At 72.3% G+C, this 13,726-nt stretch carries 10 protein-coding genes, 1 tRNA gene and 3 pseudogenes; 9 read left to right on the forward strand and 5 right to left on the reverse strand.

Translation table 11 applies throughout. The features are described 5' to 3' along the window. Positions 1–112 precede the first annotated feature (112 nt). Positions 113–757 (reverse strand): TetR/AcrR family transcriptional regulator, encoded by a 645-nt coding sequence (locus tag AB0F01_RS24270; protein ID WP_362099468.1) that lies wholly within the window; start codon positions 755–757, stop codon positions 113–115. A 325-nt stretch (positions 758–1,082) separates the two neighbouring features. On the opposite strand from AB0F01_RS24270, the gene AB0F01_RS24275 reads away from it, so the two are divergent. Beyond that, complete coding sequence (locus AB0F01_RS24275) at positions 1,083–2,399, forward strand: M6 family metalloprotease domain-containing protein (protein ID WP_362099471.1); 1,317 nt, start codon at positions 1,083–1,085, stop codon at positions 2,397–2,399. Positions 2,400–2,499: 100 nt separating this feature from the next. After that, positions 2,500–2,572 (forward strand) — tRNA-Arg (locus AB0F01_RS24280). A 157-nt stretch (positions 2,573–2,729) separates the two neighbouring features. Here the strand turns inward: AB0F01_RS24280 and AB0F01_RS24285 are convergent. The 4 genes and pseudogenes from AB0F01_RS24285 to AB0F01_RS24300 form a co-directional block, all read right to left on the reverse strand. Further along, on the reverse strand, positions 2,730–2,924 hold the full coding sequence (locus tag AB0F01_RS24285) for a hypothetical protein (RefSeq protein ID WP_362099474.1): 195 nt from the start codon (positions 2,922–2,924) through the stop codon (positions 2,730–2,732). 95 nt (positions 2,925–3,019) lie between these two features. Next, positions 3,020–3,724, reverse strand: a pseudogene (locus AB0F01_RS24290) (site-specific integrase); the annotation flags it as partial. 114 nt (positions 3,725–3,838) lie between these two features. Next, positions 3,839–4,306: a type II toxin-antitoxin system VapC family toxin gene (locus tag AB0F01_RS24295; RefSeq protein ID WP_362099477.1), complete on the reverse strand. Its 468-nt coding sequence runs from the start codon at positions 4,304–4,306 to the stop codon at positions 3,839–3,841. After that, the gene (locus AB0F01_RS24300) at positions 4,296–4,565 is read right to left on the reverse strand and encodes a prevent-host-death protein (RefSeq protein ID WP_362099480.1); all 270 of its coding nucleotides are present in this window, start codon (positions 4,563–4,565) and stop codon (positions 4,296–4,298) included. The genes AB0F01_RS24295 and AB0F01_RS24300 overlap by 11 nt, the downstream gene beginning before the upstream one ends. Before the next feature lie 754 nt (positions 4,566–5,319). Between AB0F01_RS24300 and AB0F01_RS24305 the strand changes: the two are divergent. The 7 genes and pseudogenes from AB0F01_RS24305 to AB0F01_RS24335 all read left to right on the forward strand — a co-directional run. After that, a pseudogene (locus AB0F01_RS24305) lies at positions 5,320–5,448 on the forward strand (class II glutamine amidotransferase); the annotation flags it as partial. A 175-nt stretch (positions 5,449–5,623) separates the two neighbouring features. Then, on the forward strand, positions 5,624–8,302 hold the full coding sequence (locus AB0F01_RS24310; RefSeq protein WP_362099483.1) for a LuxR C-terminal-related transcriptional regulator: 2,679 nt from the start codon (positions 5,624–5,626) through the stop codon (positions 8,300–8,302). Positions 8,303–8,399: 97 nt separating this feature from the next. Continuing rightward, positions 8,400–10,049, forward strand: a complete 1,650-nt coding sequence (locus tag AB0F01_RS24315) for an MFS transporter (protein ID WP_362099486.1) — start codon at positions 8,400–8,402, stop codon at positions 10,047–10,049. Positions 10,050–10,194: 145 nt separating this feature from the next. After that, a pseudogene (locus AB0F01_RS24320) lies at positions 10,195–10,622 on the forward strand (hypothetical protein). Between the two features lie 140 nt (positions 10,623–10,762). Next, positions 10,763–10,960: a hypothetical protein gene (locus AB0F01_RS24325; protein ID WP_362099489.1), complete on the forward strand. Its 198-nt coding sequence runs from the start codon at positions 10,763–10,765 to the stop codon at positions 10,958–10,960. A gap of 741 nt (positions 10,961–11,701) precedes the next feature. Then, positions 11,702–12,289 carry a DUF308 domain-containing protein gene (locus AB0F01_RS24330; protein ID WP_362099492.1) on the forward strand — a complete coding sequence of 196 codons (588 nt, stop codon included), beginning with the start codon at positions 11,702–11,704 and terminating at the stop codon, positions 12,287–12,289. A 25-nt stretch (positions 12,290–12,314) separates the two neighbouring features. Beyond that, positions 12,315–13,679 carry a hypothetical protein gene (locus AB0F01_RS24335; RefSeq protein ID WP_362099495.1) on the forward strand — a complete coding sequence of 455 codons (1,365 nt, stop codon included), beginning with the start codon at positions 12,315–12,317 and terminating at the stop codon, positions 13,677–13,679. Positions 13,680–13,726 lie beyond the last annotated feature (47 nt).

The raw sequence follows: 13,726 nt of genomic DNA on the forward strand, positions 1-13,726 counted from the left end.
GGAAAGGTCAAAGAGGGAGTGGTCTCACGCCTGACGTGGTGGCGGGACGGCTCGGAAACTCCTCGGAACGACTCGGACGGAGTGGGTGGGGGTCGGGGTCACTGTCCACGACTCAGGAAACGCGCAGGACCTCCACGGTCACGGCCGTGCCGGGCAGGACGCCGGGCGCCGGGGCCCGCATCCCGTCCAGGAACAGCTGCAGGTGACGGTGGACGAAACGGTCGGCGCTCATGCAGGCCGTACCGGCCGGGGGCCGGCTCAACTGCGCGATGCCGACCAGCAGATCGCCGAATTCCACGTCCGCACGGAGCTGTCCGGCCGCCTTGGCGCGGTCCATGAGCTGTGCGACGAGGTCCTCGACGCGCCGGCGCGCGTCCTCCAGGTCGGGGTGGTGCTGGTCGAAGGTGCTCGAGATCATCGGGCACAACGCGCTGATCCGCTCGTCGGCGGACGTGTGCGCGAACCGCTCCAGTGCCTCGAAGGCATCCCCGGTCTCGGCGAGCTCCTGCTCGGCCGCCCGCGCCGTACGGTCCATCACGGAGCAGACGACCTCGCGCATCAGCGCGTCGCGGTCGGGGAAGTTGCGGTACACCGTGGCATTGCCGACACCGGCCCGGCGGGCGACGTCGTCCAGCGGCACGTCGGGGCCGTGCTCGACGAACATCTCCCGGGCGGCGGCGACGATCCGCTCCCGGTTGCGCACGGCGTCGGCGCGCGGCCGGGGCGTCTTGCGCTGTGCGGGTTCGGCGGTCTGCACGATGCACTCCTGACAGTCGGGTCGGCTCCGCGATCCGGGGACTGATTCCCCGCTTCACGCGAACACAGGTCTAAACGGGGAGACGCTCCCCGGTTATTTCCCACCCGAGGAACTTTTCCATGTGACACAGGTCACACCCCTTTGGCCTCCCCCCACATGCCGAACCGGCCCGCCTCCCACCCCTCCTTCCGCCCCTTCCAGCTCCCCTGACCTCGAAAAACACACAATCGGCCCTGCCGACAGGCGCCCTCGCACCCCACAACGCAGGGTGATCGGGAGGGTGCAGTCGGAAACCGGCGGCTGCCATGTGGAACGGAGGTCCTGCATGCAGCCGCAGCCGAGCAGCCGTCGGATATCGCCGCGCCGCCTGGCCGCCCTGGCCTCCGTCACCGCCCTGACCCTCGCCGTCGGCACCTCGGCCGGCAACGGCAGCCTCTCCCCCGGCACCTCCGCCGCGGGCGCCGGCCCCAGCGCACCGTCCCCCTCCTCCGCCCACGGGCCGTGCCTGATCGGCAGCTCCCGCGACGTCCAGATGTCCGAGGGAATCCCCACGGGCCCGGGGTACGCCCGTTCCACCGGCACCGTCCGCGCCCTCACCCTGATGATCGACTTCCCGGACGCCGTCGGCGAGGGCGACGCCCTGGACCGCTACCAGGAGTTCTTCCCCCAGACGCAGGAATGGTTCCGCACCAGCTCCTACGGCCGCCTCGACTACCGCACCGACATCCCCATCCCCGACTGGCTGCGCATGCCCAAGTCCTTCCGCGCCTACGGCATAGAACGCGGCGCCCCCTTCGACCCCGGCTACCGCAGACTGGTACGGGACATCGTCGAAGCGGCGGACCCCCGAGTGGACTTCCGGGCCTACGACATGGTCAACGTCCTCGTCACGCCCAACGCCGGCCCGTCCGCCCTGGACACCGTCCTGTCCGTGACCTTCGCCGGCAACACCGAGGCCCCGACCGCCGACGGCGTTCCCGTCGCCAACGCGTCCTTCGTCTACTCCCGCCAGGACGACGGCTCCGGCTCCTACGACCGGACCGGCTACCGCGTCCTGCCGCACGAGAACGGCCACGTCTTCGGCCTCCCCGACCTCTACACCGCCGACGGCGGCGGCGCGGTCGGCCACTGGGACATCATGAGCGAGGACTGGGGCGCCAACAACGACCTGCTCGCCTGGCACAAGTGGAAACTCGGCTGGCTCGACACCGACCAGGTCCACTGCGCCGCCGCCCCCGGGACCCGGGACTACGTCCTCACCCCCCTGGCGGACACCGGCGGCCCGAAACTCGCCTTCGTCCCCATCGACGAACGGTCCGGCTACGCCGTCGAGGTCCGCACCCAGGCCGGCAACGACGAGGCGGTCTGCCGCCCCGGCGTCCTCATCTACAAGGTCGACGCCGACGTGGACACCGGCATGGGCCCCATCACCGTCTACGACTCCCTCCGGGACAGCGGAGGCTGCACCCGCAGCCCCAACGTCCACGCCGAACTCTCCGACGCGACCTTCACCCCGGGCGAGTCCTTCGTCGACCGCCAGGAAGGAATCCGCGTGACCGTCCTGGAGGCCACCGCACCGAACGGCTCCGACACCGCCGACGACACCCCCCACACCCACCGCGTCCGCATCACCCGCGAGTAGCCCTCGCCCCGCCCCGACCACCACACCCGCCGACCCCGATCCGGTACCCTGACGCCTGTGGTCCTCCACGACCACGGGGCCGCCGCACGCGGCCCGGACTGCCTTCGTAGCTCAGGGGATAGAGCACCGCTCTCCTAAAGCGGGTGTCGCAGGTTCGAATCCTGCCGGGGGCACAGAGAAAAGGGCCAGCTCAGGAGGGGCTTCCTCCGAGGCTGGCCCTTCGTCGTGTTCGGGGTCGTGCCACACGCGTGCCACTAATGCCACGTGGATGCCACATCTCCCAAGGAGCGCCCCGGACGATCAATGACCGCACCCGTGCTCGGTGGCCACTCAGTAATCGCTCGCCACTACAACGAAGAGGCACGCGACGACCGCGACCACACAGAGAACGGCGATGGTGATCAGCACACAGCCGAGCGCTCCTGTAGTCCAGGCGATCGCTGACCAGCCGGACCGTGTCGCTCGTTCGGCCCGCTGGACTGCTTCGTGGTAGTCACTGTCGTCGTACCAGCCGCGATCAGCCATGATTCCCCCTCTGGCGGACTCTACAGCCCGCCGTCTCGCCGTAGATGGGTGGTGCCTGGCCGGTAGAGAAGGCCATGGTGTGCGCGTCCCCCTTCCTAAACGGGGGCGTTTCCTCCGCTGCTCCGGATCATGGCCCCGAGCCGGTCGGCGATGGCCCGGTCCCGATCGCTGGTCATGTGCTGATAGATCAGCGCGGCCCGGGAGCTGCTGTGCCCCATACGCGTCATCAGCTCCCGCGTGCTGGCACCCGCCGTCGAAGCCAGCGTGTTGCCCGTGTGCCGCAGATCGTGGAAGTGCAGCTCGGCCGTGACGCCCGCGGCCTTCCGGGCCTTGACCCAGTCGTCCCGAAAGTTGTTGCGCCGCAGTTGCCCGCCCTGCGGCCCGACGAAGACGTGCCCGTCGCGGCCGGGAGCGGCGAAGTGCTCCAGGTGGTGCGTGACCGCGTCGAGCAGTTCGGCCGGGAAGGAGACGGAGCGCACCCCGGCCGCGGATTTCGGCGTCTTGTCGAAGAGCCGGCCGTCCTGTAGCTCAGCCTGAGCACGGCGCACGGTGACGGTCAGCCCCTCCAGGTCGATGTCCCGGCGCCGCAGGGCCGCCAGCTCCCCGAACCGCAGGGTGGTGAAGGCCGCCAGGAGCACGAGCAGCCGGTAGCGCGGCGCGATGGAGTCGGCGACGGCGAAGACCTCCGCCACCGTGAGGACCGGCCGCTCGGGCACGTCGTAGCGGTCCGCGCCCTTGACGCGGCACGGGTTGCGCCGGATCAGCTCGTCGTCCACAGCCGTGTTCATCAGGGCGCGCATCTCGCCGGGGCACACGGCACAGGGCCGGTTCGAAGGGCTTGATCCCTCGAACCGGCCCTGCTGCGTGATCACATCCGTGCCCCGGTGTGCTCCCACCGCACCAGTGCCCCAACGTCAGCCTTCGTGGGGCACCCTCGGGCGGGTGACCGGCACGACGGTGAGGAGGTCGTCCAGCCCTTCGAAGTCGTCGGGGTTGGTGGTGAAGAGGGGAAGGTTCTCCGCCACTGCGATGGCAGCGATCATCAGGTCGGCCACCCGGCGGCGTGACTTGCGGCCGGCGCTGATCACTGCGGCACAGATACGGCCGTAGATGCGGGCCGCTTCGGCATCGAAGGGGATGGGGTCGAACTCGTTCTCGGCGCGCTGCAGGACGTCGAGCCTACGGGCGCGTTCGGCGTGTTCGTCGTAGCTGTTCTGTTCGTCGTTGCGACGGACCTCGTGCGGACCGGCGGACAACTCGGCCAGGGTGATGGCGGTGATCGCCATTTCGTCCGGTAGCTCCTCGGGTGCCACCCAGCGGCGCAGAATCATGATGTTGGTGTCGAGGAGGCCCTGCTGATGCGTCGGGCGGTCAGCGGTCATAGGGATCGTCGTGGTAGGTCTCGGCCGTGGCGTCCTGATCGGCGCGGAACCTGTCGAGGTCGATGCCGGGAGCGGTCCTGGACATCGCGGCGAACTCCTGGCGGGAGACGAACCGGCGGCGTCGACGTAGCGGGACGAGCTGTCCGATCGGATGTCCGTCCCGGGTGACGGTGAACGACTGACCGCCCTGTATGGCATCCATGATCTCCCGGGACCGGCTGCGTAGATCCCGTTGGGTGATTTCGGGCTGAACGCTCATACCAACCAAGGTAGCACCGGGTGCTACCGGGTGCCACGTGACCCGAAGGCTTGCGCCGACAGAGCTTCGGCCGTAGCGGCCGGGTACGGCCTTCGCTGATCGATCCGGCTGGAGCTACGGATGAGAAGGCGCCGACATCCACAGCTGACATCAACGACGTCGGACGGGGACACACGCCAGCGACTCCCGCTGGCCGCCGTGCCCGTCGACGACAGCAGTCGGACCACGCTCGAACCGAACTACTGAAGCGGGTGTCACAGGTTGGCATCCTGCCGGGGGCACCGATGCAGAGGCCGCCCGGGCACTGCCCCGGGCGGCCTCCGACATCACGCGCCGACGGTCCCTCACGTCCTGGTCGGACCGACTGCTCCCACGGGTTGATCACCAGGGCTCCGGTGCGGGCCAGGTGCTTGATGTTGCGGGTGGCCGCAGTCCAGCCGTTGGCAGGGCCGTGGCGGCGATCAGGGCGTCCGGTGGGGCGATGCCGGCGCCGGCTGATGTCACTCGCCTCGGGACGGACAGCCCTGAACGTGGTCTCCCCTTGACGTGTGGCGAAGGCACGCCGGTAGCCGACCTCTCCGTCCGTGCTGTTGAAGGGTCCTGGGCAGGGCTGCCCGTGCACATGCCCTGATGGCCGCAGGGAGCGATACTGGGAGCAGTTGCGGGATGACGCTTGCCGTGCGCCAGGGCCGCGGGGTTTGCCGTGGCCGGGCTCGGCGGTGGCACCTTCGCAACCGCCGGAAGGGGCGTCACGATGTGCCGCTGGATCGCCTACTCGGGTACACCCGTTCTCCTCGGCCAGGTTCTGTCCCAGCCGGAGCCCTTCCTGATCCACCGGAGTCCGCACTCCCGTACGGGCGTAAGCCCGACCGATGGTGACGGCCTCGAGGTGAGTCCGGCGAGACCCCTCTCGTCGTGTCGGAGCCCCTGGATGACCAGTCGGGGGCGTGGGACGAGGTGCCCGAGAGCAGTTACGGCGCCGTCGGGCCGGGCGGGGGCGTGCTGCACCGCCTCAGGCCCGAGTGCACCGACGGGACAGGGGCGTGGGGGTGAGGAGTGTGAGCACGCCCGTCGGCAGCGCTGGGGCACCGACCGACGCGGGTACCGACCCGTCGGGTGATCCGTACCTGCGCACACGGTTCGCGCTTCCCTCTCGCCCTGCCACCTTCTTGCGGCGGCAGCGGCTCGTCTCGCATCTGGATCAGGCCCTGAGCACCCCGCTGACGCTGGTCAACGGATCGGCCGGCGCCGGCAAGACGCTCCTGACGGCCGACTGGGCCGCGGGGCTGCGGCTGCCGGTCGCCTGGCTGACCGTGGAGGCCGGAGATCATCGGCCGGGTGTCTTCTGGGCCTACGTCTTCGAGTCCCTGCGCGTGTGCGGGGCGCGGGCGGCCGGCGCTGCCGGGGCGCCGGCGGACTCGAGCGGCGTGGGACGCGGTCTGCTGGCCTCGCTCGCCGCCGAACTGAACGCCCGCGACGGCCCCGTGGTCCTCGTGCTGGACGAGTACGACCGGATGACCGTCCCCGAGGTCGCGGAGCAGCTGGAGTTCGTCCTGCGCCACTCCGGGCAGGGACTGCGCCTCGTGCTCGTGACCCGCACCGAGCCGCTGCTTTCGCTGCACCGCTTCCGCGCCGCGGGCGAGCTGACCGAGATCCGCGGCGCCGAGTTGTCGTTCACCCCGCAGGAGGCCGGGGCGCTGCTGCGACTGCACGGGCTGCACCTTCCCGAGCCCGCCGCGTCCGCCCTGGTCGACCGCACCCGGGGCTGGGCCGCCGGGCTGCGGCTGTCCGCCCTCGCGGCTCGGGAGAGCGCCGACCCCGAGCGGTATCTGAAGGAGTTCGAGGCGGACCACAGCATGGTCGCGGACTTCCTGTTGGCGGAGGTCCTCAAGGGCAGGACGGAGGAGACGCAGGACCTGCTGTTGCGGGTGAGCGTCCTGGACCGGTTCTGCCCGGACCTGGCCGATGCCCTGACGCTGCGGGCCGACGCCGAACGCCTCCTCGCCGGGCTGCACCGGGAGAACGCGTTCATCGAGCGGCTGGGGCACTCCTGGTACCGGCTGCACCCGCTGTTCCGAGAGATCCTCCGGGCTCACCTGCGCGAACGCATGCCCGGAGCGGAAGCGGAGCTGCACCTGCGGGCCGCGCGATGGCTGCGCCGTTCCGGCTTCCTCCCGGAGACGCTCGCCCACGGTGCAGCGGGCGGCGACTTCGACCTGGCCGCCGGCGCGCTCGTCGACGACCTCGCGATCGGGCAGTTCTTCACCGGCCTGCGCTCGGACGCTCTGGTCCAGCTCTTCGCCGGCATGGGGCCCGAAGCGAGGAGCCCGGCGAGCGACCTCGTGCGGGCGGCCGGCGCACTGGCCCGACGCGACCTCGGCCACGGGCTGGACCGGCTGCGACGGGCCCGGGAACAGCTCTCCGGCACCGAGGACTCTCCCGGGCCGGTGGCGGCCCGGCTGAGCTGCACACTGCTCGAGGCACTCGCCGCCCGGCTCACCGGCTGCCCTCCGCGGGCCGAGCAGGCCGCCGCGCGAGCCGAGGAACTGCGCCGGGACCTGCCTGCCCACCTGCTGGACGAGCATCCGGAACTGACCGCCCTGCTGATGACACACGTGGGTTCGACCCGCCTGTGGGAGGGACGCTTCGACGACGCTCGCGCCGTGCTGCGCCGTGCGGCCGGTGCCCCGGGCGGGTCCGCCACCGTCCTGCCCCGAGTGGAGTCGATGGGGCACCTGGCGCTGCTCGACTATCTGAACGGCTGGCTCGGCCGGGCGGAACACAGGGCTCTGGCCGCGGTGGCCGAGGCGGAGCGGGCGGGGTTGCCCCGGCCTCCCGGTGCGGGCCTGGGCCGGCTGGTCCTGGCCGCGGTGGCCGTGGACCGGCAGGAACTGGGCCGGGCCCGGGTCCTGCTCGACGAGACGGCACGGCTTCCGGCGCGGGAGCACGACCCGGTACCGACGGCGGGCCGGGCCATGGCCGTCTCACGCCTTCTGCTCGACGACGGTGAAACGGACGCCGCCGCCGAGGCTGCGGAGCCGGCCGTGTCCACGGCCGTGGCGTCCCCCTGGGCAGAGAGTCGGGCAGCGGTCGTCCGCTCCGCCGCCTGCCTCGCCGACGGGCGGCCGGACGAAGCCGTGCGCCTTCTCCAGGGTGTCGGTGGCGACCAGCCGGTGTGCGCCGTCGAAGCGGCGGGGATCCAGGTCGCCGCGGGGCGTCCCCGTGCCGCGGCAGAACTGCTCGGTGCCGTTCGCGCCCAGGGACGCACCGGCCCCGCGGTGAGCGTGGGCGCGGCGCTGGTGCGGGCCCGGGTGGCGCAGGAGTCGGGAGACACGGTCACCGCCCGCCGGCTCGTCGCACGCGCACTTCTCGACGCACGGCGCGAGCGGCTGCGGCGTCCTTTCCTCCAGGCAGGAGACTGGATCGGGCCGCTGTTGGCCGCGGCCCCGCTGCGCGGGCTCGCCGAGGACTGGCTCCCGCCCGGCCGGCGACACCTTCACGGCGAGCCGGTGCAGCCCGTGGCGGACCCCGCGCTCCTGGTGCCGGTGGAGCTGAGCGGACGCGAACGTGACGTGCTGCAACGGCTGGCCCGGATGATGTCCGCGGAGGAGATCGCCGCCGACCTCTACGTGTCGGTCAACACGGTGAAGACCCATCTCAAGAGCGCCTACCGGAAGCTGGCGGTGAACCGGCGCGGCGACGCCGTACGCCGGGCGCGCGACCTCGGCCTCCTGTGACCTCCCCCGCGAGGGGTGAGGCACGCGGCGCCTCCGCAGAGGTGCGATGAGGGGAACGTGCCGCAGCGCCCCGGTCGACCCGGCGAGGTGAGACGACGTGAAGCACTGGCGGGCCCTGGCAGTCCTCGGTACGGCCCAGTTCCTGATGGTTCTGGACACGTCCGTGATGAACGTGTCGATCAGCCAGTTGGTCGAGGACTTCGACACGGAGGTCACCGCCATCCAGGCCGTCATCACCCTGTACGCGCTGGTCATGGCTGCTTTCATGCTCATCGGCGGCCGCTTCGGGGACATCCTGGGACGGCGGCGCATGTTCCTGACGGGACTGGCCGTCTACGGGGTCGGGTCGGCCGTGACCGCCGTTGCCCCCAGCCTGTGGGTGCTCACGCTGGGCTGGTCCGTCACCGAGGGGCTCGGGGCGGCCATGGTGCTGCCGGCCATGGCCGCCCTGGTCGCGGAGTCGTACCGCGGACGGGACCGCGCCATCGCCTACGCGGTCGTCGGAGGGCTCGCCGGCGCCGGCATCGCGGTCGGCCCACTGCTGGGCGGCTGGATGACGACCTACCTCACCTGGCGGCTGGTCTTCGCCGGTGAGGTGCTCGTCGTCGTGGCCGTGCTGCTGTGCCGGCGGGTGATCGCGACGCCCACCCCGGCCGCGAGGCGCCCCCGGCTGGACGGGGTCGGCGCGGCGCTCTCCGCCGTCGGGCTGGGACTGGGCGTACTCGGGGTGTTGCAGAGCAGCACCTGGGGCTGGGTCGATCCCCGCAACCCGCCTTTCACCGTCCTGGGCTTCGCCCCCACCCTGTTCGTCATCGGTGCCGGAATCGCCGTGCTGGCCCTGTTCCGGGTCTGGGAAGGGCGGCGGGAGGCCCAGGGCACCGACCCTCTGGTACACCTGTCCCTGCTGGGCAGGCCCGTCCTGCGGGCCGGCCTGACAACCCTGCTCGGCCAGAACCTCATCCTCCTCGGCCTGTTCTTCGCCATCCCGCTCTACCTCCAGGTGGTGCAGGGCTTCAACGCCTTCCAGACCGGGCTGCGCCTGCTGCCGGTGTCGGCCACCATGCTGGTGACCTCCCTGTGCGGGTCCGCGCTGGGGCGCAGGATGGGACCGCGCCGGGTGGTGCGGCTGGCCCTGGCGATTCTGGCGGCGGCCGTCGTGTGGCTGCTCGCCACCATCGACCCGGTCATCGACGACGCCCAGTTCGCCGGGGCGATGGCCGTGCTCGGGGTGGGGGTCGGTCTGCTCGCCTCGCAGCTCGGCAACGTGGTGCAGTCCGCTGTAGGTGAGGACGAGCGCAGCGAGGCCGGAGGGCTGCAGTTCACGGCCCAGAATCTGGGCTCGTCGCTGGGCACCGCGCTCATCGGCTCCATCGTGGTCGGCGCGCTGGCAGGCGCTTTCACCACCCAGGTCGCGGACGACCCCCGGCTGTCCCCGGCGGTCCGGGACGAGGTCGGGGTCCGTCTGGAAGCCGGCATCACCTTCGTCCCGACCGAGCAGGTGCGTTCCGCGGCCGAGGAGGCCGGGCTGCCGCCGTCCGAGGTCGACGCCGTGACGGACTCCTACGCGTCCGCCCAGTTGGACGGGCTGAAGGCGGCGATCCTGGCCACGGGCGGCGTCGCGCTCGCGAGCTTCCTGTTCACCGCACGTCTTCCGACCGCCCGGGCTGGCCGCCCGCCCGAACCTGAATCCGAATCCGAACCCGGTGCCGGGAGCCGGACGGCCGGGCCGTCCGGGCCGACAGGCTGAGCTCGTAGGGGACACAGGTACCGAGGGTGAGCCCCGGGCAGGGCGGTCCACGGACCGGCGGGACCGGCCGGAGCGGCGGGAGCGGCGGGAGCGGCGGGCCGCACACCGGGCCCACGCGGACTACACCGGCGGTGTCCACGGCACCCTGCTCGCGGCCTCCGTCGTGGTCGGCGCCGGCACCCTGGGCTCGTTCCCCCGCGCCGAACTGGTTCTGCTGCTGTTACTCATCAGCCTGGTGGTCTGGATCTCCCACATCCACGCCGAGCTGTCCGGTGCGCGTCCGGCGCGGCGTACTCCGGGCCGGCGGGTGATCCTGCGGGTGTGCCGCGGAGTGGCCCGTCGTGAAGGCCGTCGTGCCTCCCGCCGCGGTGATCGCCGTCAGCCCCGTGCTGGGGCTGGACGTCCTGGGCACCCTGTGGCGCCCCTGTCCGTCGCCGTCGCCTGACAGGGGGCTGGTCCGTCGCCGCGGGACACCGCGCGGGCGCCCCCTTGCGGCTGATGGCCACCACGGCCGCGGTCGACGTACTACTCGGTCTGGCGATCGTCGTCGTCAAGATCGCATCGACGCACTGAAAGGCACCGGCGCTGCGCGGGGTCACCTGTACCGGGTGAAGGCGCCGGAGGGCGAGAAGGCGCAGGATCGTCGCACAGAACACCGTCCGCCCCGGAGCCCCGGACGGTGTCCCGAGCCCCGTCCGGTGGAGGGACCGCTCGTGCGTTACGAGATCCGCATCGAGGGACACCTGTCGGAGACGCTGGCCAACGCGTTCCCGGAGCTGGAGCACGTCGTCATGTCCGGCCAGACCGTCCTGTTCGGCACGGTGATCGACGAGGCCCACCTGTACGGGCTGCTCACCCGCTGCCAGTCACTGGGGCTGCGCGTCATGGAGATGCGACAGATCCCGGAATGACGCGCCCGCGGACGGTGTGCGTCGTCGGCCCGCTCGTCTTTCCATGGCGGGCCTCACACGCGGGCGGCCGTGGTCCGGCCGGAGCGGCAGGCCGCCGTCGGGCTTCGTGGTCGCGTTCGTTCCGGCCGGCGTAGGACCGGACGGAATCGGTGAGCGCGGTCGAAGCGGCCGTTGCCACCCAGGTTCGCCGCGGGCGTGAGAGGGGCGCAGGGGCGGGCGTGGGCTCGGGCCGGGTCGGGTCGGGCCGAGCCGGGTCGGGCCGGCTCCACGCAGCCGGGCGAAGCGGGAGAGCAGGTCGGGTCCCTGGTCTCCGGTCGCGCGATGCCCTTCCAGTCCCACAGCCGGACAGCCGGCGCACGTGGAAATCCCGGCCCTCGACGTCCCGGCCCTTCCCGTCGAGGCCGGTGACGTGCGTCCGGCCGAGGAGGATGTCGCTCGTCCCACGCTTCTTCGTCTCGTCCGGACCTCGTCCTGACCTCGTCCGGACCCGGTGGACAGGTGCTCCCGGATCCCACCTCACCGCCCCGCCGTCAGGCCGGGATCACCCCTGACGGGTGATCCCGGCCCTCGGTGCCGGCCCCGACCCTGGAACGGACACCTACCGGTCCTCGGTGCTCACGGGCTGTCCCCACCGGACGTCCCGGCGGCGACCGGCCGGGCCACGAGGAGGCGATGACCGTGCCCCGAGATGCGGGACCCCCGGGCCGGGGAGGCGGGTCCGGCGGGGCGGTTCCCGGCGCCATGGACGACCCTGCGCACGTCCTCACCCGGCTCGGCCGGTCCTGGGTCTGGCTCATGGGGTCGGCCGTCGCCACGCTGGTCCCCGGCGTCCTGGTCCTGGTGTGGCCGGAGGCGACCCTGCATGTCCTGGCCGTCCTCGTCGGCCTGTACCTGCTGCTGACCGGCGTGTTCCGGTTCGTAGGCGTCTTCGCGCGGGAGGGACACGAGCGGCTGCCCGGGCTCCTGCTGGCCGTGCTGTACCTGCTGGCCGGGGTGCTGTGTCTGCGCAACCCGCTGCAGACCATCGCCGCGCTGTCACTGATCGTCGGCCTGGTCTGGCTGGTGTCCGGCACCCTCACCCTCTACGCCGCCCTGGTCACCGAGAACCTGCCGCACCGGGGCCTGGTCATGGGGATGGCAGTACTGGCGGTCGTCGCCGGGATCGTCGTCCTCGCGCTGCCCGCGGAGTCGGCCCGTGCCCTGACCCGGCTTCTCGGCCTGTGGCTGGTCCTGCTGGGGCTCGCCGAGGCGGTGGTCGCCGCGGGGTGGCGGTCCGCGCTGCGCGGGGCACGCCCGCCGAAGGCGGGATCGCCCGCTGCCATGACCTGACCCCCGGCCGGTGGAAGGAACGTCGATGGCCCCCACCACCCCGGCCGGATCGCCCGGCTCCGGCGGGTCCGCGGACCGCTCCCCCGCCCTCTCGGCCGGTGAGCGGGCGGAGTACGAGCTTCTGCGCCGGCGGGCGTCGGTACGCCACCGGCGGGCCCGCGTCGCCGGCTCCTCGGTCCTCCTCCTGCTGACCCTGTTGCTCGCCCCCTCGGCCGTGGTCGCGGCCTGGGTGCGGGACACCGTCTCCGACACCGACCGGTACGTGGCGACCGTGGCGCCACTGGCGTCCGAACCGGCCGTGCAGGACGCCCTGACCGACCGGCTCACCGACCGAGTGGTGGCACAGGTGGACGTGGAGGCGGTGTCCGACTCGCTCGCTGCCACGCTCCGGGAGGCCGGGGCACCGCCTCGCGTCGTGGACGGCGCCGAGTCCCTGGAAGCCCCACTGCGCGACGCCGTGCGATCCACCGTCGAGCACACCGTCAGCGGCGTGGTCACCAGCGATGTCTTCCGGCGAGCCTGGGAGGGCGCCAACCGGCGGTCGCACGCCGCGGTGGTGAACATGCTCACCGGTGAAGGGCGGGGTGCGCTGAGCACCGGGGAGGGCGCCGTCCTGCTGGACGTGGGGGAGGTCGTCGATCAGGTACGGGCGCGGCTGGCCGACGCGGGCTTCGACAAGGCCGCCGCCGCGATCCCGGACAGCGACCGGACGGTCACGCTGTTCGAGTCGGAGCAGCTGGGCAGGGCGCAGGACTTGATGCGGCTGCTGAACGTCGTCGGCGTCTGGCTGCCCGTGCTGACCACCGTCCTGGCCGCGCTCGCCGTGTGGACCGCGCCCGCCCACCGCGTGATGCTCATGGCCACCGCGACCGGTGTCGGGGCGATGATGGCGCTGCTGCTCGTGGCCTTGGCTCTGGTGCGCGGGGCCTATCTGGACTCGGTACCGCCCGCGGCGCTGCCGCCCGACGCGGCGGCGGCCGTCTACGACACGTTCGTCCGGTTCCTGCGGGACAGCACCCGCACGCTGCTGGTCGTCGCGGTGGTCACCGCGCTGGCCGCGTACCTGTACGGGCCCGGCCGCGCCGCCCGTGCCGTCCGAGGGACGGCCGTACGGGCCACGGCCGCTGCCGGCCGGGCCCTGCACCGAAGTGGTGTGGACGCCGGGCCCGTAGGACGTCTGACGGCGAAGCACCGGACGTGGGCCGCCGGCGCCGTCGTGGCAGCGGGAGCGGTGACGTTGTTGTTCTGGAACGACCCCACGGTCACCACCGTGGCGCTCGTCCTCGGGATCACCTCAGCCGCCCTGATCGTCGTGGCGGTTCTGGCGGCAGCCGCGGACCCTGCGGCCGGCTCACCCGTGCCGGGTGATGCCGGGCGCCGGACCCCATGACCACCCTGAGTCGGTACGCAACGACGGCCCGCCCGGGACGGAGGACG

Source organism: Streptomyces sp. NPDC029526 (assembly GCF_040637405.1).
Lineage (GTDB): Bacteria > Actinomycetota > Actinomycetes > Streptomycetales > Streptomycetaceae > Streptomyces.

Excerpts from the sequence above, each read along its gene's own strand:
- AB0F01_RS24335 (WP_362099495.1), top strand. The coding sequence starts at position 12,315 with ATGGCCCCCACCACCCCGGCCGGATCGCCCGGCTCCGGCGGGTCCGCG.
- AB0F01_RS24285 (WP_362099474.1), bottom strand. The coding sequence starts at position 2,924 with ATGGCTGATCGCGGCTGGTACGACGACAGTGACTACCACGAAGCAGTC.
- AB0F01_RS24300 (WP_362099480.1), bottom strand. The coding sequence starts at position 4,565 with ATGAGCGTTCAGCCCGAAATCACCCAACGGGATCTACGCAGCCGGTCC.
- AB0F01_RS24295 (WP_362099477.1), bottom strand. The coding sequence starts at position 4,306 with ATGACCGCTGACCGCCCGACGCATCAGCAGGGCCTCCTCGACACCAAC.
- AB0F01_RS24275 (WP_362099471.1), top strand. The coding sequence starts at position 1,083 with ATGCAGCCGCAGCCGAGCAGCCGTCGGATATCGCCGCGCCGCCTGGCC.
- AB0F01_RS24330 (WP_362099492.1), top strand. The coding sequence starts at position 11,702 with ATGGACGACCCTGCGCACGTCCTCACCCGGCTCGGCCGGTCCTGGGTC.